20 protein-coding genes and 1 tRNA gene are annotated in these 25,147 nt (G+C 47.2%); 8 read left to right on the top strand and 13 right to left on the bottom strand.

Annotated features, from left to right (window positions below):
* Positions 1-88: 88 nt before the first annotated feature.
* A complete protein-coding gene (locus PSE7367_RS10825) occupies positions 89-1,528 on the bottom strand; it encodes a bifunctional sterol desaturase/short chain dehydrogenase (protein ID WP_015165388.1) in 1,440 nt (479 codons plus the stop codon).
* Positions 1,529-1,827: 299 nt separating this feature from the next.
* On the opposite strand from PSE7367_RS10825, the gene PSE7367_RS10830 reads away from it, so the two are divergent.
* A complete protein-coding gene (locus PSE7367_RS10830; protein ID WP_015165389.1) occupies positions 1,828-2,088 on the top strand; it encodes a hypothetical protein in 261 nt (86 codons plus the stop codon).
* Between the two features lie 5 nt (positions 2,089-2,093).
* Positions 2,094-2,810, top strand: coding sequence for an ABC transporter ATP-binding protein (locus PSE7367_RS10835; RefSeq protein WP_015165390.1), 717 nt, complete (start codon positions 2,094-2,096; stop codon positions 2,808-2,810).
* A gap of 50 nt (positions 2,811-2,860) precedes the next feature.
* Here PSE7367_RS10835 and PSE7367_RS10840 read toward each other — a convergent pair whose 3' ends face one another.
* The 5 genes from PSE7367_RS10840 to PSE7367_RS10860 form a co-directional block, all read right to left on the bottom strand.
* Positions 2,861-3,361, bottom strand: a complete 501-nt coding sequence (locus PSE7367_RS10840) for a DUF427 domain-containing protein (RefSeq protein WP_015165391.1) — start codon at positions 3,359-3,361, stop codon at positions 2,861-2,863.
* Positions 3,362-3,698: 337 nt separating this feature from the next.
* Positions 3,699-3,772 (bottom strand) — tRNA-Pro (locus PSE7367_RS10845).
* Between the two features lie 113 nt (positions 3,773-3,885).
* The gene (locus PSE7367_RS10850; RefSeq protein ID WP_225882651.1) at positions 3,886-5,949 is read right to left on the bottom strand and encodes an AAA family ATPase; all 2,064 of its coding nucleotides are present in this window, start codon (positions 5,947-5,949) and stop codon (positions 3,886-3,888) included.
* Positions 5,950-6,210: 261 nt separating this feature from the next.
* Positions 6,211-7,287 carry a protein phosphatase 2C domain-containing protein gene (locus PSE7367_RS10855; protein ID WP_015165393.1) on the bottom strand — a complete coding sequence of 359 codons (1,077 nt, stop codon included), beginning with the start codon at positions 7,285-7,287 and terminating at the stop codon, positions 6,211-6,213.
* Positions 7,288-7,506: 219 nt separating this feature from the next.
* A complete protein-coding gene (locus PSE7367_RS10860; RefSeq protein WP_015165394.1) occupies positions 7,507-8,184 on the bottom strand; it encodes a vWA domain-containing protein in 678 nt (225 codons plus the stop codon).
* A gap of 673 nt (positions 8,185-8,857) precedes the next feature.
* Here PSE7367_RS10860 and PSE7367_RS10870 point away from each other — a divergent pair.
* From PSE7367_RS10870 to psbA, 4 genes are all read left to right on the top strand, one after another.
* Positions 8,858-11,695 (top strand): tetratricopeptide repeat protein, encoded by a 2,838-nt coding sequence (locus tag PSE7367_RS10870; protein ID WP_015165395.1) that lies wholly within the window; start codon positions 8,858-8,860, stop codon positions 11,693-11,695.
* A gap of 270 nt (positions 11,696-11,965) precedes the next feature.
* On the top strand, positions 11,966-13,339 hold the full coding sequence (locus tag PSE7367_RS10875; RefSeq protein WP_198013408.1) for a tetratricopeptide repeat protein: 1,374 nt from the start codon (positions 11,966-11,968) through the stop codon (positions 13,337-13,339).
* A 204-nt stretch (positions 13,340-13,543) separates the two neighbouring features.
* The gene (gene ndk / locus PSE7367_RS10880) at positions 13,544-13,993 is read left to right on the top strand and encodes a nucleoside-diphosphate kinase (RefSeq protein WP_015165397.1); all 450 of its coding nucleotides are present in this window, start codon (positions 13,544-13,546) and stop codon (positions 13,991-13,993) included.
* 158 nt (positions 13,994-14,151) lie between these two features.
* Positions 14,152-15,234 carry a photosystem II q(b) protein gene (gene psbA / locus PSE7367_RS10885; RefSeq protein WP_015164584.1) on the top strand — a complete coding sequence of 361 codons (1,083 nt, stop codon included), beginning with the start codon at positions 14,152-14,154 and terminating at the stop codon, positions 15,232-15,234.
* A gap of 148 nt (positions 15,235-15,382) precedes the next feature.
* Here the strand turns inward: psbA and PSE7367_RS10890 are convergent, their stop codons facing one another.
* The 3 genes from PSE7367_RS10890 to PSE7367_RS10900 form a co-directional block, all read right to left on the bottom strand.
* A complete protein-coding gene (locus PSE7367_RS10890) occupies positions 15,383-15,856 on the bottom strand; it encodes a low molecular weight protein-tyrosine-phosphatase (RefSeq protein ID WP_015165398.1) in 474 nt (157 codons plus the stop codon).
* Positions 15,857-16,169: 313 nt separating this feature from the next.
* Positions 16,170-17,948 (bottom strand): pyruvate kinase, encoded by a 1,779-nt coding sequence (gene pyk / locus PSE7367_RS10895; protein ID WP_015165399.1) that lies wholly within the window; start codon positions 17,946-17,948, stop codon positions 16,170-16,172.
* A gap of 503 nt (positions 17,949-18,451) precedes the next feature.
* Complete coding sequence (locus tag PSE7367_RS10900; RefSeq protein WP_015165400.1) at positions 18,452-19,534, bottom strand: adenylate/guanylate cyclase domain-containing protein; 1,083 nt, start codon at positions 19,532-19,534, stop codon at positions 18,452-18,454.
* Between the two features lie 376 nt (positions 19,535-19,910).
* On the opposite strand from PSE7367_RS10900, the gene PSE7367_RS10905 reads away from it, so the two are divergent.
* Positions 19,911-20,399, top strand: a complete 489-nt coding sequence (locus PSE7367_RS10905) for a DUF4214 domain-containing protein (protein WP_015165401.1) — start codon at positions 19,911-19,913, stop codon at positions 20,397-20,399.
* Positions 20,400-20,734: 335 nt separating this feature from the next.
* Here the strand turns inward: PSE7367_RS10905 and PSE7367_RS10910 are convergent, their stop codons facing one another.
* Positions 20,735-21,688 carry an NAD(P)H-binding protein gene (locus PSE7367_RS10910; protein ID WP_015165402.1) on the bottom strand — a complete coding sequence of 318 codons (954 nt, stop codon included), beginning with the start codon at positions 21,686-21,688 and terminating at the stop codon, positions 20,735-20,737.
* A 190-nt stretch (positions 21,689-21,878) separates the two neighbouring features.
* On the opposite strand from PSE7367_RS10910, the gene PSE7367_RS10915 reads away from it, so the two are divergent.
* Positions 21,879-22,697 carry an ABC transporter permease gene (locus PSE7367_RS10915; protein ID WP_083883826.1) on the top strand — a complete coding sequence of 273 codons (819 nt, stop codon included), beginning with the start codon at positions 21,879-21,881 and terminating at the stop codon, positions 22,695-22,697.
* Between the two features lie 21 nt (positions 22,698-22,718).
* Here the strand turns inward: PSE7367_RS10915 and PSE7367_RS10920 are convergent, their stop codons facing one another.
* From PSE7367_RS10920 to PSE7367_RS10930, 3 genes are all read right to left on the bottom strand, one after another.
* Positions 22,719-23,420, bottom strand: a complete 702-nt coding sequence (locus tag PSE7367_RS10920) for a HEAT repeat domain-containing protein (protein ID WP_041699542.1) — start codon at positions 23,418-23,420, stop codon at positions 22,719-22,721.
* 265 nt (positions 23,421-23,685) lie between these two features.
* The gene (locus PSE7367_RS10925) at positions 23,686-23,913 is read right to left on the bottom strand and encodes a hypothetical protein (RefSeq protein WP_015165405.1); all 228 of its coding nucleotides are present in this window, start codon (positions 23,911-23,913) and stop codon (positions 23,686-23,688) included.
* 383 nt (positions 23,914-24,296) lie between these two features.
* The gene (locus PSE7367_RS10930; protein ID WP_015165406.1) at positions 24,297-24,881 is read right to left on the bottom strand and encodes a hypothetical protein; all 585 of its coding nucleotides are present in this window, start codon (positions 24,879-24,881) and stop codon (positions 24,297-24,299) included.
* Positions 24,882-25,147 lie beyond the last annotated feature (266 nt).

Raw genomic sequence — 25,147 nt, forward strand, 5'->3', positions numbered from 1 at the left:
ATTCGATCTGTGCGATCAATTGGCTTGCTAATATCAGCTAGTCCTAACTTTTCCAATTTTATTTGAACTTCAATTTTATTTGAACACTTTATTTCAGCACAGACCTGGATTGAATATGGGCAGTGGGATCAGGATAATTAGATCCAGATCCAGACATAAAACCTGGTTGTGGAGGATTAGAACTGGTTTTAGTGAATAACCGAAAATAGAGCGATTGCAAAAACTCTTTAATCGGAAAGGCCACCAGCGTAATCGGGTTGATCGTGACAATAATATTACGGAAGCCCCGCTGAGCCAAAGCCACCACACCCCAGGCCACAAAATCCGCCGACATCACACCCACCGGGTTTAAATTACTCTTAAATGGTCCCAGAATAACCTTGCGAATGATGCAGGGAGCATCCAGGCGACGCATCGTAATCAGATCGCCCAGGGTACGTTTGGATAGCTCATAGAGTGGGCTAAAGGCTGGATTCACTTCCGCTTCAGAGGTGTTCACCCAGACTTCCTTGGTGGCTTTGTGCTTGGAAGTGGTAACGGTGGTAAGAAACAACTCCAGCAATCGCCAGGCCGAAAAAGTATTTACTTGATAGGACTTTTCGATCGCCAGTGGGTCACGATCGCCATACACATTGATGCCATGATTAATGATTAAGATATCTACGGTTTGCAGGGTGGCCAATAGGTCAGCTTCCGCACCAGGTTGCCAGCTCAGAACCTTGAGATTTTTTAAGGCTGGATCAAACTCCGCCCCGGCCGAAGTGGTTAGCGCCACTAGTTTTGCGCCCTGCTGATTCAACTGCGCCAGCAAAGCCCGACCCAATGTGCCAGATGCGCCCGTAATTGCGATCGTTTTCCCTTTAAGTGCCAAGCTACTGCCCAAAATCTTATCTACCATTGTAACCGTACTGCAATAATAGGCATTGCCCTGATCGAAGTGATGCCGCCAGTGGTAGGTGCGATTTACAAACCAATTGGAGGGCAAAGTTTTAAGATCGCCTGGTTTGTGGGTCAGATCAGTTTCAATTAAATAACCCTGCGATCGGGCGATCGCCGTGGCCAAAAAGCCGATCGAATAGAGGCAGCCAAATGATAGCCCCCAGTAGATCGCAGCGCTAAGGCCAACTAACCAGGCCGCGATCGCCACCACACCAGTGAGGCCAATCATCACCAGGGCTTCTGGCACATCATTGAGCCATTGGGCTTGTTTATAGGCATCCAGGCTAATGCAGGTCAGGTCAGGGCGGTAGATTTTGTGGTGCAGGGCATGACCCGATGGCATCGGTTGCTGTTGATGTTCCAGGTAGTGATAGACATCGCGCACCACTTCAGCCAGCAACACCGCACCAATTGCCGCGATCGTAAATGGCGCTAGAGTCCCTAAATAATCTAAATTGGCGATATTAGCGATCGATGCAAAGCTCAAATCAGACCAGGCAATTGCGATGCTTTGCCAGCTCACAACGATTTCATTGGCGATCGTATTTCCCATCCCTATGTCTAAAATGTCTAAAATGTCTAAACCCATATCCAAATCTTAAATACCTAACCTCACTAAGTAATTCTACGGGTAATTTCTCAACCCAGCAGAGAACAAGTAGATAAATCAATCTCAGGGTAGACAGAACTGCTGGATTTGGCCAATATCAATCGCTTCAATCACCAATGGGCGGCTTTCCCTACCTGTCGATCGCCAGTTATTTAGGCAAAATCCCCATCACCAGTGGCATACTATTAATGGCTGTTAGGCAGAGCTGTGATTGCGCGGCTATTCTGCGATCGGCCGGATTAATTTTTACTAATCACTAACATCACCTCTGGAATTAAATGTATACAGTTGAACTAGCACTGAGAAATAATCCCTTGCCTTTGTCTGTGCAACGTCATGAACTTGATGCAGCCGAAGAGTTATATAAAACAGTTTTGGCCGCCATGCAAAAGAATAGCCAAACGCCAATTATTGAACTTACCTGTGAAAAGTTTCCCAATAAAAAGCTGGCCGTGATGGTAGAAGACATTTCAGCGGTGCAAGTTTCCGAAAAAGCGAGTGCTTCCCTATCCACTGGGGTTGGCTTTACGCGCAATTAACCAGCATGAATTCAGAATCGCCGTCTAATCTAGATCCTCTAGATCCAGCCGCTATCTCTACCAATGCGATCGCGGTGGAAAATTTGAATTTCAGTTGGAAGGCTAATCAAGTCGTATTATGCGATTGCAGCCTTACTGTACCCAAGGGTGAATTTTGGATGCTGTTGGGTACAAACGGCAGTGGCAAGTCTACTTTGCTTAAAATTTTGGCGGGTCTGCTGGAAAAAGAATCTGGCACCGTGGAAGTTGCTGGCAAGGTTGGCTATGTGTTCCAAAACCCCGATCACCAGTTGGTAATGCCCACTGTCGGTGCAGATGTGGCTTTTGGTCTGGTGGATGAAGATATTTCCTATTTGCATACTCGCATGCGGGTGGAGCGATCGCTGCGCGACGTGGGGCTGGGCAATTTTCAACGTCGCCCAATCTATACCCTCAGTGGTGGCCAAAAACAGCGGGTGGCATTGGCTGGAGCCCTGGCGCGCAATTCTGAAATCCTGTTGCTGGATGAACCAACTGCCCTATTGGACCGCGATCGCCAATCGGAACTAGTAGAAACAGTCAGAAAATTAGTCAAAGAAAATCATTTAACTGCCCTGTGGGTAACCCATCGCCTAGATGAGCTTGACTTTGCCGATGGTGCTTTTTTACTCCAGGATGGCAAGGTAGTCGATCGGGGTGATCCAATCAGGCTTAAGCAATTATTAAAGCAAAAGGTCACTTAGCTAAGATATTAAGATATCCAGTTAGCTTAGCGATCGATTAGGCCTGCCCACTACCACCACATCGTGCCCGGTTCACCCTTGAATGGCCCCACCACATCTGGGGTAATCCAACCACCATAGAATCCACCAGGCTGAGGTATGATCTGCTGACCATCAACCAAGCAGGCATCCATCGGTTGGGCATAAAAGGCAATATGGTCTTTTAGTTGGGCAAAACCAGCGGTAGGATTTGGGTAGGCCCAGGCCACATTAATTGCCTGTTTGCCATTGACCTCCAGGCTGTAGTAAATCGATCGCCCCTTCCATTCACAAAAACTGGTTTGGTCAGTTTGCTCCAGGTAGGCCATATTAATATCTGCTGGTGGCAAGTAATAAGTAGGCGGATGGCTGGTTTCTAGGATGCGCTTGGCATTGCGGGTATCAACGATCGTCTCACCGTTGAAAATAATCTGGATATGCTTGTCTGTATCCTCGCAGCGGGGCGGGCGTGGATAGTCCCACACCGATTCTTGGCCTGGGGCTGGGGGAATAGGCTTGGGTTTGTTAAACATAGAGACTTTTGTTAAACATAAAGACTACAGATGTTTTGCTGAACTGTATTTAGTATTTAGTAGTATTAGCTTAGCTCGATCCAAATTCAGGGGGAGCGATCGAGTAATAATCTAGAAATAATGGCATTGCAAATCAGCTATCAGCCATCGGCTCATAGAAGTAAAACTATGTTCAGTAATAAATCAGTAATAAAATTGACAAGACCTGATAATCAACTATGCAAATTATGATGGATGCTAATTCGACTGGGTATAAACCTGATCTCGATTACAAGCCATCATATTTATCTAAATTGGTTAAGGTTAAGCACTAAAAGCTCTACATGCTCAAGTCTAATCGGGATGATAGGATTCGAACCTACGACCCTTGCGTCCCGAACGCAATGCGCTACCAAGCTGCGCTACATCCCGCCTGATCAGGAAATGATCCTAGCAAGCTTTAGCAATGTTAGCAATTTTTTTTAAGAATCGGGCAATCGAAAGCTTTGGCGATCGCCCATTAATTATTAACCCACTAACGCTAACTAATGCCGCTGCTGATCTAGTTCTGCCAAAGCCTGTTCAAAATCACTGCTAGTAATTTTTAGATCAGATAGGGCAATTTGCCGATCGCTGGCACGGGTTTGTTGGTGGCGGCGGATCGCAAAAATAGCAGCCCGATTGCTCAGGAAAGCCAAATCAGCGCCATTATAGCCATCAGTCCGGCCTGCCCATTGGTCTAGATTCACATCCTCAGCCAGAGGGCGATCGCGGTTGTGGACTGCCAAAATCGCCAGCCGATCGCTTTCTGCTGGTAGATCCACGGTCAAATGCAATTCAATCCGACCAGAGCGCAGCAAGGCCGGATCGAGGGAACTTTTGCGATTAGTAGCCGCAATCAGCAAAATGCCATCACTGGATTGCAGCCCATCTAATTCGGTTAGCAATTGACCAATCATCCGATCGCTAACACCACTATCCCCCTGGTAGTTACCCCTGGCTGGGGCAAGGGTATCGATTTCATCAATAAAAATGACACAGGGCGCTACCTGTCTGGCCTGGGCAAAAATCTGACGCAGAGCTTGTTCGGAGGCTCCTACCCATTTGGTCAGTAATTCGGGGCCATTGATGGCAATGAAGTTAGCCTGGGCAGCGGTGGCGATCGCCTTAGCCAGCAGGGTTTTACCAGTTCCTGGTGGCCCCGACAGCAAAATCCCACGTGGTGCTTGGGCTTTGGCATGGTCATAGAGTTCCCGATCGTTGAGGGCTCCTGCCACGGCCTCTTGCAGCGTGTTTTTGATTGTTTCCAGGCCACCAATTTCCGACCATTGTACCTGGGGTGCTTGCACAGTCAGCGATCGCAACACCGCCGGCTGAATTTGCTTGAGCGCATCGGTAAAATCCTGATTATTCACCACCAGGCGATCGGGAATTTGCGCCAGATTCACCACTTGCCGTTGCAGCGCTCCATAGGCTGCGGTTTGGCATAGCCCCTTAATGTCTGCACCAACAAACCCCAAGCATTGATCGGCCAGTAGTTCGAGATTGACATCTGCGGCCAGGGGCATATTAGCGGTGTGAATGGCTAGGATTTCCCGTCGATCATTGCGATCAGGCACAGGGAAATGAATTTCTCGATCGAAACGGCCAGGGCGACGTAACGCTGGATCGATCGCATCGGGTCGATTGGTGGCCGCCAACACAATCACCCCCGATCGACTGGCAAACCCATCCATCAGCCCCAGCATTTGCGCCACAATCCGCTTTTCCACTTCACCTTCAACCTGGGTGCGATTGGGCACCAGGGCATCAATTTCATCAATAAAAATCAAACATGGGGCGGCCTTGGTAGCTTTTTCAAACACCTGTCTTAGCTTTTTTTCCGCTTCGCCATAATATTTACCCACGATCTCTGGAGCCACAATGGCAATATAATTCACACCCAGGTGATCGGCTAGCGATCGTGCGGTGAGGGTTTTACCGGTTCCTGGTGGCCCTACCATCAAAACACCCTTGGGAGGCTCTAGACCAAGCTTTTCGAGAATATCAGGGCGCTTGAGTGGCACTTCTACTAGATCGCGCAGTTGCGCTAATACCTTACCCAGACCACCAACGGTGCGATCGAGCGGTGGTTGAGATTGATTAGTTTGTTTCGAGTCATTGGCATGATTAGCGCTGGTTTTGCTTTGCTCTTGATTAGTGCTTGCATGGGCTGAGCTACTGGCAGAACTATGGGCACTATGGGCAGTGCTAGTGGTGCGCACTGAATTACGGACAGTGTTGCGAGACGAATGATCACGAGAACTACCAGTTTGCGGGGAATGGCTAAAATTAGTGGTGTAGCTGGTTTCCACTTCATCGCCGTCATTGGTGGTGCTAACCCTGGTACTGCGGCTAAACCGATCGCTGCGGGGGATGTTGCCCTGGCGCGGGATATTAGAACGAGCGCTAAAATGCACCTCGGTTTTGAGATCGCCGGACTCGGCCTTTTCTTCGATTTTGCTGGCCAATTCGGCTAATTCTTCCAGGTTCAGCAGTTGCTTTACCTCATTGAACAGCGAGTCCAGACCTTCCATCCGCATTGAAAAATTTTGCTTTCTCTCTTCCATGTTTTCCCCGTTTAACTGATTCTTGATTGCCTGATCTCGATCGCCCAATCTAAATCCGCAACATATCTCATTCCTATTTCCTAAAGAACCTAAAGAAGTAGCTCGATCTTGAAATGGCTAAGTCAAGCTAAGTCAATTAGTTAGTTGCTAATTTCAAAATAAGTAACCCCTTGCATCTACTATTTGACTAAATTAAAGCCGATCGTGTCTAGTGTGGTTAACCAGCCTGGGCGATCGCGGTAGAGCAAAACTTGCCGATCGCTAATTTAACTCCTCGTCAGCCAAGTCATTGAGTTGTTGCGAGAGCGGATCGAGAGCGGTTTTGGGGCGATCGTGCTGAGGTGGTGGCTGGGTTATGCCCATCTCTTGATCGAAGGCAGCCAGATTTTGCGCCAACTCGGTTTGGGCAGAAGCTTCTAGATCAAAGTCTTCTTCCACAAAAGACTTGAGCAAGCCCAGCGTAATATCATCACCACCTCCCTGATGCGAGGTTTCAGTCAAGATTAGATCCAGCTTATTAATCAAACTACCGATCCCCTCTTTCTCAATCAGGCGCAAATAGTCGGGCGCAATTTTCCGGAAATCTAGCTCGGTCTTGAAGGAATTAGCATAGCCATCGGTGGCAACCAGGATCATTTCTGGCACATAGTTTACAAATGGCACCAGCCGGATTTGCAGCTCTTGCCATAGCGGATTGATCAACACGTCTACAATTTTACTTTTGGTGAGATGGCTATAGGCATCGGTTTGATCGGTTTTTAGCTCAGCCCCAAAAGCAGGAAAAATAGAAGTAGGATTGCCATTGCGATCGACACTGAGCAGATCGCCGGTGCCAAATTTCAAGTAGAGCGCATAGGTTTCGGTTAACAACACCCCCAGCAAAGTTGCGCCATAGGCCAAAGCTGGCTCAGTTGTGATCGCCCGTTGTGCTGATTTACCCGCCGCAATGCCCACCCTGGCGATCTCTTCGGGGCGGAGTTTATTCTGCGCCAGGTGCTTTTCGATCGCCTTTTGCCAATTCAGCACGATCGCCCGCCCCAGCTTTTGATTACTATCGATCAGGGCTGCTTGATTATTTAATGGTGGCGATTTCTCCGCAAAATTTTGCAGCAAGCGGGTGGCAATCTTGACCAAGAACTTAGACCCCAAGTCACTGCGGCAACACCGGGCACTACCCCGCCCATCGGAGATGGTCAACACCAGTGGTGGCCCCACCCCTGAATTATCAGGAGTCCAGATAAAAATATTGTCACGATTGGGAATATGCCGTTTCTTATGGGCTGCGCCCTGGATGCTCTCTCCCACCACATGCCAACTTAAGCGATCGGTTCTGCTCATCTAGATATCCAAATATCCAATTAATCTATCGGTTCTCTCTCAGCCGCGTTGCTAATATATGATGTTATTTACCTGGCTCAGCCACCCTATATATTTAGCGGAAATATTAGCAGCAATTTAAGCAGTAATTGCAACTTACTCAGAAAGCTAAGCCAAAAGTTAAGCAAATAGAGCACCGATCGCATTGGCAATTCTTGAATTTCTTGGATTTGGGGCAATCTACCAGATCGCTTCCAACCCAGGTGATTTTGGCAAATCCAGAGACAGGGGCAAAAATTGCCTTTCCACCGTGATATAACTAGCGGCACTAATTCTGACCGCTTCGCTACTCCACTTTAGTTGTGCCTGTAAAGTTTCTGGGTTATTAGCTGCCATTGGTTGCAGATCTGGCCGATCGATAAAGGTTTGTAATATTTCGTGGTCGGCATCTTGCCCCAGGGCGATCGCAACTTTAACCGCCTGTTGCGCCCAGGGTTCCGCCATCAGCACCCGCATCCCACCCATATAGTCATCGGTGGGGTAGCCATCGGAAATTAAAACCAAAACTGGTGGTAGAGCCTGGCGGTGGAGCCGGGAAGCTCGCATTTGCACTGCCACCAAGGCCAATGCTTTGCCCATATCGGTTACACCATCAGCAATCACATCGGGCCAGACCAGTTCCTCGATCGGCGTAGGGGTATCAATGTGCCATCTGGCTCCATCGGCAAAGGTAATTGCCCTGACTAATAATCGAACCTGAGGATAGTCTTTGGCGATCGCCCTCAGCCCAGGAATCGCCGCCGCGATCGCCTTATTTAGCGCCTGGATCTTGCCATCAACTGCCATCGAACCAGAGCAATCAAGGATTAAAATGTAGTGAAGTGGTCGGGGAGATAACTCGCCACCGGGCAATTGCATTTAATCTATCCTCTTAACATATGGTTAACATATGGGGTTAGCCTGATTCAATTACTCCCATTAATTACTCCCATTAATGCCACATCAATATGCATGATGCCGGATCTAGCTGTAATGACTTAATCAATGGAGTTATTGGGTAAGCTTGGTTTAAAATAAAGATTAAGCAGGTTTAAATCTATCAACAATTGCGATCGGCATTGTTGTAAGTAACAACAAAACAACAAGTTAAGTAAAAACAAGAAAACTTAGGCCATTACATTAAATTCTGGTTAGCAGCCTAGATGAGCAAGTTTAATTTGCATTTAGCTTATGGCAAACTGACAGAATGCTAGCAGATAATGTTCAATGTAACCTAGTTAGGTAATGTTCTGGTGGATTAGTCGGGATTTGTGGTTATCACAAAACTACCCAACAACGGTGGCAAAGTTGGAACCCAGAGTAAAGCCAGGACAAGCTAAGACAGCCAAAGTAGCTTAATCGACCAGGAACTGTCAAGAGTGAATTAGCTTTAATATTTGCTCAGCTTTAATAATTTTTGCAGCACTAGCTGATCGCAAGGGGATTTTGTCAAACATAGCGCGATCGGGGCAGCGATCATCCCCTTGAGCACAAACCAGTAATTTGATCACTTTTTGATTTCTTGGCAAACAATGAGTATCAGTGGCGTTCAATGAGTGACACATCACGGCAAAAACTGCGGGAAATAATTGCCACCTACGGCAGTAATATTGTGGATGATCCCAGACGGCTGAAGGCCTTGCTTAAGGATCTTTGTGGTGAATACAAACTTGAGATCAATTTGCTGACTTTTGCAGCAGAACAGCGTGTGCCTGAGTTGTTGACCCTAACAGAGGTGTGGGATAGCCAGGATTCTTATATTCATAGCCTTTGCGATCGCCTCCAGTCGGCACAACCCATGTCGATGCGATCGGCAATCTGGGCAGTGCGTAGTTGGATGTATGCGTTGGGATTATCAAATTCCGGTAGCCATGAATCGCTCCTCGGCAATGGCACTAATAATGGTGGCACTAATGTCACTAATGGCACCAGGGCAACATTCAATCGAGACAACGGGAGCAATGGCGATCATCACCTGGGTAATGGCAGAAATAGCAACGGCAATAATGGCAAGGTAGCGACGATCGCTATGTCTGCGTCAGCTAACGATCTGGCCAGTGATAACAATAGTGATAATAATGAAGTCAATCAATTATTGGCAGAGCCCCAGGAACATCCCCCCTCACTACCAGATAATCCAGCCCAGTCTCAGTCAGTTAGATCAGATGGAACAGATCGACCAGATCCAGGCGATCGCCTTAATTCAATCAATTCAATCAATTCAACCAACTCAAACCATGCCAATCAGTCCGATCAGTCCGATCGGCCTATTGCTTTAACTGGTGAGCCGAATCTTAATAATTTTAATCATCGCACCGATCCCACCGAGCAGGGAATTGATGCTGACAGATTAATTGAACAAATAGAGCAATTTGATCAACTAGCTGAAGCTCAATCTACCCAAGCTAATTCAAGCACAAGCAACCAGGATCTAGACCAAGCCAGCGCTAATAATCCTAACAATATCGAGCACATCAATAACGTAGACCAGGCCAATACTAATAATAATAATGAAATAGGCTCAGATGGTTGGTCTATGGCCGCAGCAATGATGCTAGCTAATGGGATGGCTGGCGATCGCAATGGACATAAAAATAATGGCAACGGCAATAAAGATAATCAGGTCAGCGATCAACCAGAGTTTGCCGATCGATCTCAAGTAAATGCTCAGGTAAATGATTCTAATAATTCTAATGATTCTGGGGATGTAACCCAGAGGCAAGCAACGCCAATAACATCAATAACTGAGTCGTCACCAATTAGCCTAGATCATGGTGCATTGCCTCCATTACCTCCTAATGTGAAAGCTCCTAATATTAAGGCCAAAGCTAACTCCAGAACTACCCCCCCACCTAAACTCAAATATAGATATAAATCAAAGTCCAAATCTAAGCTTCAATCTTCTAATTCTAAAGCTAGGCCAAAGCCGACTAAGCAAACTAATTTTGCGCTGCCTACACCAATGGACTTGCAGTCCGATCGCCTTCCCAATCGCGCCAGTTCAGTTCAGCATCCTACTGAGCAGCGCCACCAAGGAGCCCCAAATCAAAATGGGGTTAAGCCTAATCGCCAGCCAGCTAGTCGATCGCCCATTCCAGCGCTACCTATTTTCAATCCCCCAGAGCCCACCAACCGCAGCGAACCACCACCACCACCACAATTAGATCAAATAGATCAAACCAATAATACTCAGGATCATCCCCCCCAGCAGTTGGAGGTATTGTCCGATGCTGATAAACGCGCCAAGCAGGAAGCCACTGTCTATTTGGATGGCTTGTTTGATGATTATGAATTAGACCTCGACAATCGCCGTAAACAGCCAGAGCCGATCGAGCCAGCCCCTGATGCTCTTGCTGCTGAATTAAATGAATTAAATGAATTAGATGAATTAGATGGGCTGACCAAATTTCGACAACGGCAGCATGACTATCATCAGCGAGACGATCGAGATCAGCAGGCAGAGCCAGATTCTAACTCCGGCACAAGGCGCTATCAGCCTTTGATCGCTCTGGGTATAGTAGGGGTAGGTGTTGTGGCGCTTACTTTTGGTTATGGCTATAACCGGGCGCGGGTCGCTGAGCAGGATTTAGAAAATGTGGAAATGGCCGCCGCCCATCGCTCTGCTGGCAACTATGAAGCTTGTATCAATCAGGCTCAGGCCAACGCTGGTAACCAGGCGATCGCCCTGGCGCTTCAAAATGTAATGCAATCCTGTCAGTCGGCTCAGCAAGATTTCCTAGCCAGTCAACAACTGGTCTTGGCTCAAAGCCTGATGGATTCTGGCAAGCTCAAAGAAGCACTTACGATCGCGGCAAGGATATCCCCCAACACCGATGCTTACAATGAATCCCAGCAATTAATTGAGCAATCCTCCCAACGGCTTCTGGAGCTGGCTCAAGCCTTCTACTACAAAGGACAACTGGAGGATGCGGGCAAAATGATCGCCACGATCCCTGAGACCAGTGAACTCAAGGGTAGCGCGCTTTCCAGCCTGGCGCTGTGGCAACAGGAAAAGCAGCAAAATGACCTGGCCTTGGTCAAAGCAAAGCGGGAACTGAGTCAAGGTAAATGGCGCGGGGCGATCGCTGCGGCGCGGCAAGTCACTCCTGTTCCCCATTGGCAAAATCAGGCACAGACTGTGATTAAGGAAGCCCAATCGCAAATAGTTGCCGCCAATCAACCTAGCCAGCCGATCGCACCTGCTCCGGTTTACAATCCACCACCAGCGCCTCGCAGAAATATTTATAATCCACCAGCGGCCACTTATTATGAGCCAGCACCGCGCTATAATCCGCCCCCCAGGTATAGCCCACCTGCCCCTGTTTACAATCCACCGCCAGTTGTGCCTGCGCCAAGTTATGATCCTGCTCCTCCATCAAGGGCGGACTAGAACATGAATGAACTGGTTTTAATTGAATTTTGATTGGGTTATAAAGTTGCTCTAGTCAAACTTAACGTGATCATGGGCTAGCCCTATGGGATGTGTAAGTTGCAGAGAAGAAGAAGACCCTCTATCGGTGGCAAAGTATTGATAATCCCAAATTATTGCTCTAAATCCCAGCTCACTAGTGGGGTTATGAGCGATCGCAGGGAACCATATGTAAAAGCTTATCCACAACTGTTTGCTTGTGCATTATCCAACTACTTGACCCCGAGACAAATGAACACCAAAATTAATGCTGTAGCTCTGGGCATTTTGCTCTATAGCGCTCATGCTGTGATTCCTCCTGCCCATAGTCAATCTTCCTTGCCGAATTCCAGGGCGATCGCCGCCATCTGTGATATTGGTACCTGGCCTGCCGATCATCCTGGTAGTTACATCTTCTGGGGCGCAGCCTATATCGACGCAGCCAGATATGACGAAGCATTGGCCTGTTTTAACATCGCCACCCAAGATCCAGATGGAGCCCAAGATCCCGAAGCCTGGAATGGTAAAGGGGTTGCCCTATCGGGGTTAGGAGAATACGAGCAGGCGATCCAGGCCTACGATCGCGCAATTCGGATTCAACCTGGTGGCATCTATCAAAACAGCACCAAACGCCGCATTCAGCCCCAGGACTATTATCTATGGTGGTTTAATCGTGGTACTGCGCTGGTGGATCTCGAACGCTATGACCAAGCCCTGGTGTCATTAGATCGATCCCTGAAAATTCGCCCCGACTATGGCTATGCCTGGCTCTATCGGGGATTGGTGCTCTATAATCTGGGGCGCTACGATGAGTCCAGGGTTTCCTATACCAAAGCGATCACCTTAATCCCCAACTATGGCTATGCCACTTTTATTCGCAACTCAGTCAGCGAGGATGACTATTTGTTCTGGGAAAGTCGGGCGATCGCCATGGCCAGGTTAAAGCGCTATAAAAATGCCGATTTTTCCTATCAGCAATATGTGCGGATTCGCAATAACAATGCTGACCTGGAACCCAATCGAGCGGCGATCGCCGATGAGCCAATTACCCTATATATGCAGGGGATTCGGCTCGCGCGCGCAGGCAATAACCAAGCAGCCCTGGTAATTTTAGATCGGGCGGTGGAAAAATACCCCCAATATGCCGATGGCTGGCACTTTCGCGGTAATGTATTGGCGGATCTGGGGCAAAACAACGCCGCGATTACCTCCTATGATCGGGCATTGGCGATCGAACCGAGCCATTTTACGGCCTGGTATCAGCGCGGCAATGTATTTTTGGATGCGGGGGAATATCGAGAAGCGGTCAAGTCCTATGATGAAGCGATTAACTATGCCACTGACTTCGCCGAAGCCTGGCACAATCGCGGCATTGCCATGTATGAGCTGGGTGAATATGAGATCGCCCTCCAAGCCTACAATAAGGCGATCGAAGTGCCTCGCCTTTGGGGTGGCATCTCCACTGCTGATAGCCTCTATGGTAAAGCAACTGCCCTCTATCGACTGCGGCGCTATCAGGAATCATTGATCGCCCTGGATGAGGCATTAGAAATTAATCCCGAATTCCCAGCCGCGATCGCCCTGCGCAATGAGGTACGCGATTTATTGGGGATCGCCAGTAATTAACACTTGTTCAAGCCAGGTATTAGGCAAAGTCAGTTTGCTCCAATTCGATCATAAAAGATTGCTAACGGAGCAATTCAGTTTTGAGGCGATCGTTATTTTTAATCGCGCCTGATCTATTTAAGTCTTTTGTCTATGGGATCAGATGTTCCAGAGCATGGAATAATTTAGATCGTCTAGATCCAAAAATTGACAATATACAAACTTATGGAACGTACTTTTCTTGCAATCAAGCCCGATGGTGTACAGCGTGGACTGGTCGGCAATATTATCTCTCGCCTTGAAGCCAAAGGGTTTCAATTGGTGGGTCTAAAAATGCTACAAGTCAGTCGTGAATTGGCTGAGCAGCATTATGCTGAACACAAAGAAAAGCCTTTTTTTGGGGGGTTAGTTGACTTCATCACCTCCAGTCCCGTGGTGGCGATGGTGTGGGAAGGCAAGGAAGTAATTTCCACCGCTCGCAAAATGATCGGTAGCACCAATCCGCTCAGCGCAGACAACGGCACAATCCGGGGTGATTTTGGGATCGAAATTGGCCGCAATATCATTCATGGCTCTGACGCGCCAGACACTGCCACCCGTGAGATCGCGCTTTGGTTTAGTGATGCCGAGCTAGCAAGCTGGAAGTCAACTACCGCTGGATGGATTTATGAATAGAATTAGCAGGGCGATCGTGAACGTTATAATTTATTAATGTCTACATGGCCTTGTAACTCTTGTACGCTTCTTAACAATTTGATACAATGTTATCAATGCATTACAAATTGCATTTTTCTTTTAAGCAAAACTTGAAGAGTTAGGAATAACATCTAAACATGACAACCGCAGTACAAAGCCGCGAGAGCGCTAGCCTGTGGGATCAGTTTTGCAACTGGGTAACCAGCACCAACAACCGCCTATATATTGGTTGGTTTGGCGTACTGATGATTCCTTGTTTGCTAACTGCAACCATCTGCTTCGTAATCGCCTTCATCGCCGCTCCCCCCGTGGACATTGACGGCATCCGTGAGCCAGTATCCGGTTCACTTCTGTATGGCAACAACATGATTTCCGCGGCAGTTGTGCCAAGTTCGAACGCCATTGGCCTGCACTTTTACCCCATTTGGGAAGCAACCAGCCTAGACGAGTGGCTCTACAACGGTGGTCCATACCAGCTAGTAGCCTTCCACTTTTTGATTGGTATTTTCTGCTACATGGGTCGTGAGTGGGAATTGAGCTACCGCTTGGGTATGCGTCCATGGATTGCTGTAGCCTACAGTGCTCCAGTCGCCGCCGCCACCGCCGTATTCTTGATTTACCCGTTGGGTCAAGGTAGTTTCTCCGATGGTATGCCATTGGGAATCAGTGGTACGTTCAACTTCATGATCGTATTCCAAGCAGAGCACAACATTTTGATGCATCCTTTCCACATGTTGGGTGTAGCCGGTGTGTTCGGTGGTGCCTTGTTCAGTGCAATGCACGGTAGCTTGGTGACCAGCAGCTTGATTCGTGAGACGACCGAGAACGAGTCTGCCAACTATGGTTACAAGTTTGGTCAGGAAGAAGAGACCTATAACATTGTGGCCGCCCATGGTTACTTTGGTCGCTTGATCTTCCAATATGCCAGCTTCAACAACAGCCGTAGCTTGCACTTCTTCTTGGCACTGTGGCCAGTGGCCGGTATTTGGTTCACTGCTCTGGGCGTAAGCACGATGGCATTCAACTTGAATGGCTTCAACTTCAACCAGTCGATCGTGGACAGTGAAGGACGTGTGGTTCCATCTTGGGCAGACGTGATCAACCGCGCTAACTTGGGTATGGAAGTAATGCACGAGCGCAATGCTCACAACTTCCCGCTTGATTTGGCTTCTGCTGATGTGCAGCCTGTTGCTCTTACTGCTCCTGCCATCAATGGTTAGTCTAAGAAACCTATAGATTGTAAGCAAATATAGCCCAGAGCTTGAGTTTACATAGTCTATTAGTAAAGCACCTCTTCGGGGGTGCTTCGCTGTTTTATTGGGTTTTTTTTGGTTTTTTAGTGATGCTTTGCCTTGCCTAGCGCCAGCCTCATACTTGCTCCTCTAGTTCACTGAGCAAATTACCGCAGGCATCATAGAGCAAATCCAACACATAATCGAACCCGGCATCACCGCCATAGTAGGGGTCAGGCACTTCGCTGTCGTTGTGCTCACTGCAATAGCTACAAATTAGCTCCACCTTGTCTTTATATTTACCCTGGGGATCAAGGCGTAAAATATTTTGATAGTTAGAGCGATCCATCGCAAAGATGCGATCGAACGATTCAAAATCATCCACAACAAATTGCCGCGCCCGACCTTTTAATTGCAAGCCCCGTTGTGAAGCAGCATAGGACATACGTCGATCGGGTGGTTCGCCCACATGATAAGCACCAGTGCCAGCCGAATCACAAATAATTTGTTTCTCTAGGCCAGCCTGTGCCACCAGCTCATTCATAATATTCTCAGCCGACGGCGATCGGCAAATATTCCCCAGGCAGACAAACAGTAGCTTTTGCGGCATGTTCTAACCTCAAAGATCACTCAGTGCTATTTCAAATAATATAGTTCGCAAACTCAAAATGCTCATCAACAGTTTTATTATTTTTATCATTTAAAGAGTTGATGAGTACAATGCGGATACCCTTGATTGATTTCTAGCAAAATCTCTGAGCAGTTTATGTTCTAAGCATTAGTTAACTAACTGTAGCTAATTAAAGCGATCGCTGTTCTTTATAAACAAAGCGAATTACATACATCTACATTAGCGATACATGGCAGTTCAATAGTGGTTATAACCGTGATCTTGTGCATTAGCCAGCCAGAACAAGCGATTGCTAGTGATATTGCTTAGTTTGTGATTCAACCGGGGAACCCGATCGCACGATCCCACGGGGAAAATCAACTGTCAGGGTTTCGCCATCCCGCACCTTGATCGTGGCATCACTCACACCAGCTAATACTGGAATCCCCAATCGCCTACCAATCACCACAGCGTGGGAGTCCAGGCTTGGTTCTTCGGTGATGATCGCCGCTGCCTTGCGAATGATCCCGATAAAGTCAGCATCAGTGCGATTCACTACCAAAATTTCACCGGGGTGGAAATCCTGCACATCCAAATAGTGATGGGCGACTCTGGCGCGACCACTGACCATGCCATAGCCAATACTGAGTCCAGTACCAACGATCGCGGAGACAATCTCAACTTTGATCAGATCGGTGGAGCCAGCAACCCCTTGCAACGTGCCAGCAGTCATCACCACTAGATCGCCTGCCGCCAAAAGCTTTTTCTCCTGGGCTACATTCAGCGCCGCAGTGAAGTTTTGCCTGGCCGAGGGCAAAGATAACACCATCAAGGGTCTAACCCCCCACACCAATTGCAGTTGTCTGGCAATATCCACATGGGAGGTAACGGCAATGATCGGCACCGGCGGACGATATTTACTCACATTGCGGGCAGTTGCCCCAGTACGGGTTAGGGTCAAAATGGCCGAGGCATGGAGTTGATTGGCGATCTTACTAACGGCTTGACTGATCGCGCTGGGCACCGAACAGCCAATATTATCGGTGGGTTCGAGGCGATGTTCCTTTTCGATCCGCATCGCAATCCGCGCCATTGTCTGCACTGCCTTGATTGGATATTTTCCAACCGCAGTTTCATTGGAAAGCATCACCGCATCGGTGCCATCCAGAATCGCATTAGCCACATCCGAGATCTCAGCGCGGGTAGGTCGCGGGCTACTGACCATGCTGTCGAGCATTTGGGTGGCCGTAATTACCGGAATCCCCAATTGGTTAGCATTGCTGATTAATTTCTTTTGCACCAGTGGCACATCTTCGGCGGGGATTTCTACGCCTAGATCGCCCCTGGCCACCATCACACCATCGCAAACCGCCAGGATCTCTTGCATCTGGGCGATCGCCTCATGCTTTTCAATCTTGGCGATCACAGAAACGCTCTTACGTCCCCATTTAGCAATTAATTCTTTGAGTTCTAGGACATCTTCAGGGCTACACACAAAACTAAGGGCAACCCAATCAACCCCTTCGGAGAGGCCAAACCGCAAATCCTCACGATCCTTATCGGTTAAGGCACTAACCGAAAGATGTACATTGGGAAAATTTACACCCTTACTGTCAGAGAGCACGCCCCCAATCACAGTCACGCAATGTAAATCTTGATTTTCTCGATCGATTTGCTCAACCCGCAGCTCCACCTTGCCATCATCCAGCATGATCGTTGCCCCCAAGGGGACTTCCTCTGCCAGCCCTTCATAGGTGACCGAGCTAATCTCATGGGTACATTCCACGCGCCGACTGGTGAGAATGAACTTATCCCCATTTTCTAGGAAGATAGAACCGCAATCAAATTTCCCCAATCTGATTTTGGGGCCTTGCAAATCCTGCAAGATGCCAACGGGCTGATTTAACTCCGAAGAAATCTGGCGAATACTACAAATGTTGCGATGGTGATCGGCATGGGTGCCGTGGGAAAAATTCAGCCGAAAAGTAGAAACACCCGCTTCAATTAATTGTCGGATCGCCTCTGGGCTATTGGTGGCGGGCCCGATCGTGGCAACTATTTTAGTGCGGCGAAATTCTGCTTTGAATATCATTACAATGTTTTATGGTGGGTCTGGCGGGGAATCAAAAAGCAAATATTGATTGAGCGCTAAGCCAATTAAATCTAGTAGGTCTATTAGGTCTATTAGATAAAGTCTATGGCAAAATAGCTTTTTCCAGCAGGATCACTTTTTATATAGATGACTATTTTAAACGCTGGCTGGTTCAAACCAACAAGGTTTTTTATGATTTCAAGATCCTGCCAAAGTCCAGCTCTATCTGGCTAATTGCTCTTACAGATAGACTTGTATGGATAAGGATATTTGATATTGCAAGATTTGATATTGCGAGATGGGGCGATCGCCAAGCAAGCCATGTTACCAACCTAAGTTGTAATCATTTCTGTTTTTTGGGTACGTCCTTTAGTTGTTATGGCCAGTGAAGTGGTACTTAAAAAATAAATAATGTGTGCTTGGGATCTCGACGAAGAAATGATCGAGCAGAAACATTGCCCCACCAGACTCTGCAAACGCTATATCCGTGAAAAAAGTTGAATTTAGGAATCACTCGGGTGTCTCCTAAATAGACGAGCGATCGCATTAAATAACTTTTCGATTGCTTGCATTACGATCGAGAAAATACTCTCAAATATACCCATTTGTGCCCTTTGCGCGTTGAGTTTGCGCTTCGCTGCTAATTGGGTAGCAGCAGTCTGCGGTAAATTCAAATTGCCCCGCATTTCGGTTATTTCATAGAGGCAATAAGCACCTGTTTTGCCGGCTAGCTCAATGTTGTTGTGGGGTTTAGCGATCGCCTTACTTTTGATATTCTCATACACCTCCTCCGACACCAGCAAGCTGGCTCCCACTCGCTTAGTCGTACTTTCGATCCGGCTGGCAAAATTAACCGCATCACCGATCGCAGTCATACAAGATGATGATGCATCAGCGTTGCCAATATTACCCAGTACCACCCAACCATAGTGAATCCCAATCCCAATTTTGAGGGGATGATTCGACAAAACCGTCAGACCATGGTTAAGCGCTTCCATCTGCTCTAGCATTGCCAGACCAGCCCTAACCGATAGTTCAACCGGATTAGCGATGTCCTCAAGGCCAAACAAAGCCATAAAGCCATCACCCATATAGTTATTGATCACACCACCATGGCTGATTATGACCTTATTCATCCGTTGGAAATAACGATTGAGCAGATAGATCACGTCGTAGGGCAGCATTGCCTCTGAAGCCTTGGTAAAACCGCGAATGTCAGCAAACATGATCGCAACGGGTTTTTCTTGACCGATCGCGCCATAGGAAATTTGCTGCTCGGCTAGCTCAGCATCTTCGGAATCAAGTACCAGCCGACGCAGACGTATATCACCATTGATTCTAGTTTGACAGGCCAAGCGAATATGATCGGGCAAGTCCAATTTTTTGGCTAAGATTTGCTCATGGACAGTGGGAGGACTGCATGCTTCAACCCCATCAGCAATGAGCACTCGGCAGGTAGAACAGCGGGCAAAGCCTCCACACACATGCATATGGGGGATATCGGCATAGAGGGATGTTTGCAGGATTGTATCCCTAGCATCGGCATCGATCGTCAATTCATCTGGTAGATAGTAAATATTCGGCATGCAGCTTAGAGATAGAACTAGGTGATTAAACGGCGATCGATTAGAGCTAATTATTGAGTGACTTAGTCTATTCGTAACATTAAGCCCGATTCAAGACCCCCAATAAACTCTCAATAAACCCTCAATAAAAAAGTGTTTGGGTGTGGTTCGCAGACTTAATTAGTAGACTTAATTAGTAGTTAGCTTAAATATTCCTAATAGATTATCTCGTTGCCCAATATTTAGTATTGTGGCCTATTTTGCTTAAAATTGGCTTAATGGTTTAGCTGATGGCGACTTTATGTTCCATGAAACATTTTTAGCCAGCGATCGTCACCATATATGGCTGTCAACTATAATAAAACGGTTAGATCTGAATTTCTAAGGAGATATAGGCATGAAACTTGGCGCTTTAGTCGCTGGCGCTCTAATTATAGCCAGTGCAATCCCCCTACCAGCAATGGCTCAACGCATTACCTGCTACCGCCGTGGCAACTTCATCGAATGTCCTGGTTATGGGGAATTTGACTATACCCGCAATAATAATTCCAACAACAATTCAAGCCGCGATCGCTACGCTGTTGAGCAGGAAATTTCGCAGATCTATCGGGATATATTGGGGCGCAACCCAGACAATAATGGCCTGAGAACCTACACCAGGAATGTGCAAAACGGGGACTGGTCATACGAGCAAGTACGCCGTGACCTGGCCTTTAGCTCTGAAGCTGCCAATGCGATCAATAATATTTATCGCCAGGTGCTTGGCCGTAACGCTGATTCTGGCGGCATGGAAACCTATAAGGAATATTTGGCTAAGGGCAACTCGCTCAATGATATTCGGCGTGAATTGGCTAACAGCCCAGAAGCTTCCTCTCGTCGTAGGTAGATTAGCTTAGATAAGTGCGCTAGTTGAGCTAGAGCAAGTTAGGAATATTTGAGGCGACGATATTTGAGCAGGGGCGATCGCATGGCAATCAGGGTTTAGCGATCGCTCTAATTTAATTGTGAAAAACTAGTGATCGACCACGTTAATTATGATTGGTTGCAATCTTGTGAAAGGGTTATCAAAATTGCAAATTAAGCATCAAATTCATTGTGCTGGACTACTAGGTGCGGTATTTCTAGCTAATCTTCATGCTTATAGTTCTAATGGTATAACTCTAACCATTTGACCAGCAAAGTTAGAGCGATCGCAGTTAAAATTTTGCTAACTAAATGCAGTTAAAAGGGAGTTTTAACCTTCGGTTCCTTATAATCCAACTCTTTGAGCTTGCGTAGAATCCGCGAGAAATACTCTTGTAGATAGCTTTCCAGGCTGGTTAATTGATCCTGGGGAATGCCAAAGATTTCGCAGGTTTCATCCATCTCCGCTGTAAGCGGCACACCACTGGCCAAAACTTCCGTAAAAGCCAATCGATCGGCAATATTCCAGCCCCATTCAAAGGTTTGGGTTAGCTTGCGCACAAACCTAAGTAAGCCGATCGGCATGTTGGCAGTTCGTGCGGTATTGCCAGAAAAACGCTCACATTGGCGCAGGATCTCGCTGGGAGTCCAGGCTCTAGGGCCAGCGATCGCAAAGGTATTGCGATAGGTACGCTCATTATCCAGGGCATTGATCGCAAATTTGGCGATGTCCTGGGTATCTAGATAGGCGATCGGTGAGGCTTCGCCGGTAATCCAGATGGTTTGTTTTTCCAGAATTGGGATTGCATATTGGCCAATTAAACCTTGCAAAAAGCCACAGGGTCGCAGGATTGTATAGTCCAGGTCTGTGGCTTGAATTAATTTTTCAGTGCAATATTTAATGTCCATCAAGGGGACATGGGGATAACGATCGGCATGCATGATTGAGAAAAAGATAAAGCGCTTGATCCCAGCTTTTTCGATCGCCTTGATCAAAGCTACTTTGCCGTCCCAATCCACATCCCTGATTCTGAGACTGTCGTTAGCCCTGGCTGTGGCAGCATCGATCACCGCATCAACATCTTCAAGGGCAGCATCGATCGTCTGTGGTTTCATTAAATTACCCACCACCAATTCTGCGCCCCATTCCTTAAGAAAGGCGGCCTTTTGCGGATTCCGGACGAAGCATTTAACCTTCAGCCCCCGATCTAATGCACAGCGGGCGATTTGACGACCGAGTGTACCAGTCGCACCAACGATCAGTAAGCTCATAATATGTTTTATTAAACAGGAATTATTAACATATATTAATCTAACAGAATATATCGACCGATCCTTAGATCCCAATGTAGATCTTCAATTAGGTATATATAGGCACGCAGATAGACATAGTAATTCATTGCTGAGGAGTTAGGATTTGCAATTAAGCCAGGGTTCTTCACCACGCCTTTCTGGGCAACTGATGCGGGTAGGAGTTATAATCACGATCGTATTTGCGCTGATGGCCTTGCTAGCGCCATTGCTCCAAGCCTGGGGCTTAATCCAAGACCCAACTGAATTTTTGGATAATCCCATCCACCAACCACCGTCCTGGCAACATTGGTTTGGCACCGATCGCCAGGGGCATGATGTCTTTGCCCGCACGATCAGCGGCGCGGGGATTGCCTGGCAAATTGTATTAGCTTCCACCTCAATTAGTCTGCTGATCGGTGTACCGTTGGGCATGATCAGCGGCTATCGCGGTGGCTGGCTCGATCGGCTATTGGTGTTTTGTACTGACACGATTTATACGCTGCCTGGTTTACTACTCTCGATCGTGGTGGCCTTTGTGGTGGGGACAGGGGTCTGGAATGCCGCGATCGCCCTGAGTATTGCCTATATCCCTCAATATTTTCGGATTATTCGCAACCAGACCGTAAGTGTCAAAACCGAGTTATATATCGAAGCAGCCCAGGCTTTGGGGGCAGATTCTCAAACTGTGATTACCCGCTACCTGTGGCAGAACGTGGTGCAAAGTATTCCGGTGCTATTTACCCTTAACGCCGCTGATGCAATTTTGACCCTGGCCGGGTTGGGCTTTCTGGGGTTGGGTGTGCCGGAATCGGTTTCCGAATGGGGGCACGATCTCAAGCAGGCTCTGGATGCACTTTCCACCGGCGAAAATATCTGGTGGACGACCCTCTTTCCTGGTCTGGCGATCGCCTTGATGGTGGTGGGTTTGTCTTTGCTGGGTGAAGGACTAACCGATCAAAGTAATCCAGACAAGAGCAAAATTAATTAACTCCATTAACTCAAACTAATATTAGCGGTTGAGCTGGGCTAAGAAATCAGTAGCAGCCGTAGCCACTGGTTGAGATTCATCTTGACTCAATTTTTGGAGGGTAGCAATTACTCTACTTTTATCTTTGTTTTCATCCTCCGCTTGGAGCACAAGCGCGGTCAAAGATTGGGCAATGCGATGTCGCACTTCCCATTCCGGTTGCTCTGCCAGAGAAACCAGGAGATCAATTGCCCGTTGATCGCCCAAATCCCCCAGCGCACCTACGGCAGCAATCTTAATCAGGGTATTTTCATTTTCTAGGGCCAGGCTGAGCAGGTCAAAACTGCGCCGATCGCCCAATTCCCCCAACGCAGCCACAATACTCATCGCCAGTAACCACTCATTGGTTTGGTGATAGGACTCATTTAAAATTTCAAAGGCTCCATCTAGCTTCAGTGCGCCAATCGAATCCGCCGCCGCCGCCCGCACGTCAATTTCTTCTTCCAGGTTAAGCAAAGCCGCCCACAGAATTTGTTTTGCCTTGGCTGGATTTTGCTGTCCCAGTGAGGACATTTGGCTCAGGGCATCATAACGCACCCTGGCACTGGGATCGACTCCGGCAATGCAAACCAGCTCAAAGCGATCGGCATCGGGCAGCCCACGGCTCTGATTAAGTGCCTTCAGGCGATCGCCCAATTCAGATGAACTAAGCTGTTGCTTGAGAAATTCTTGCGATTGCGTCATTGGGTCTAAAAGATGGGTAGACATGCAGAAATAATGTAGCAATTTAGCGCCCTATTGCGCTTATATGGCTTACTTGTCGAGTATGCCACAATCGCTAAGCCTTAAAGCATTAATGCCCAGTAAAAACTAAAGAGCCACTAAATTATAGTAGCTCTCCGCTCAGCCCATCCTGGCTTTATTGCTGTTTATTTTTATTAGCTGTTTATTCTTATTAGTAATTCAAGATTAATAATTTAAGGCTTACCTAAAGAATTAGCCTAAAGAATTAATAAGCCAGAGTTTCCAGGGTTTCACGTAAATAGCAACGCACCAAATCATCGGTCACATTGCGATCGTCGTTAGTCGCTCCAACTGGCTCTAATTTACGTGTCGTTTGCCACCGTTTAAATCCGGAGCTGTTGGCGATCACTTGCTTCAATTGCTGCCATACCTGTTGACTTTGCTCAGAGTCAGGAAAAGCGACTATTTCATTTTTACTAACTGCCATATCCATCAGGAGTTGTCCTCGCCTAATTTACTGCGCTAATGCTAGCAACCATAATCACTAGTATAGATACTAATTTTGCTCAGGTCTGTTAGCAGATTACATAATTGTGACCTTAATTTACTTCTTCTTGATTTATTTTAGGTATGCTCAACTATGCCCAAGTATAACTGTCGTGTTAAATGTAGCAATCCTTTAGACCTAGCCAAAAGACTCAAACAGAAAATACCATTAGTCCAGACGATGAGCCTAAATACTTAATATCTATTGTTTATCTAATGTTAGCATCCTGGTTGAAGGTCAACTAAACTGCCGCAGGGGGGAAAGTGAACCCGATCGAAAGAGATAATAAGGAAAGATCACGATCGCCATCAGCTTAAGATGCTAAGCTTCTATGCTTCCTTAACCGTATCCAGATTCCAGGTGTAGGCTCCCAGTTGATCCGGTAACCGAGCCCATCGACCTTCGGTTTTCCCCTTAGAAAGATTCTTGGTCACGCGATCTTTAGCTACTTTATGATCGCTAGGCTTGAGTTCGCCATACAGAGCCTTAACCACTTCATCCGCATTGACAATTTTCCCTTCTTTGGACTCTAGCACCTTGGCGATCGCGGCGATCAAAGTTAGTTTCTGGTAGCTGCCTTGCAACTTCAAAGAGACCTTCTTCTTTCTGCCCTTGGTAGTCTTAGCTGCTGCCGCTTTGGGCTTTCTGCCTGAAGTAGCTTTGGCTGTTTTCGATTTTGTGGTGCTAGTGGTAGCCACAGTGCTGGAGCTGCTAGACTTCTTGCTGGTGGAAGCTCCAGACAACTTTAGGCCGGAGAGATCTTGCAAGAATGATTCAATCCGCTCCAATTGAGAACGCGCATTGTCAACCACCTTTCCATATTCGTCAACAATTCTTTGGTAATGCTCCTTTAGTTCCTGAACGGTGAGATCTTCATCACTAATTGTCAGATCAGGTAAATTTCCAGTACTCATATGCTTTCAAAATTCCTCTAGCGAAAAAACTAATTAACAAAAACACAAAATCAAAGCGCGAAAGTCGATCGAATTGACATCATGGATCGTTCTTGAATCCAGGCTCCATAACTAACAACTAGTTAAACAGCTCGATCGGTAAATATCGGTAAATATCGGTAAATTGCGACTATCTGAACTAAACCATCTGAACTAAGCGAAAAACATACTAGGATTAAAATTGCAGCCCTGGCAATTACGCATAAACAATTACACATAAAGTGGAG

The organism is Pseudanabaena sp. PCC 7367, from assembly GCF_000317065.1.
Lineage (GTDB): Bacteria > Cyanobacteriota > Cyanobacteriia > Pseudanabaenales > Pseudanabaenaceae > Thalassoporum > Thalassoporum mexicanum.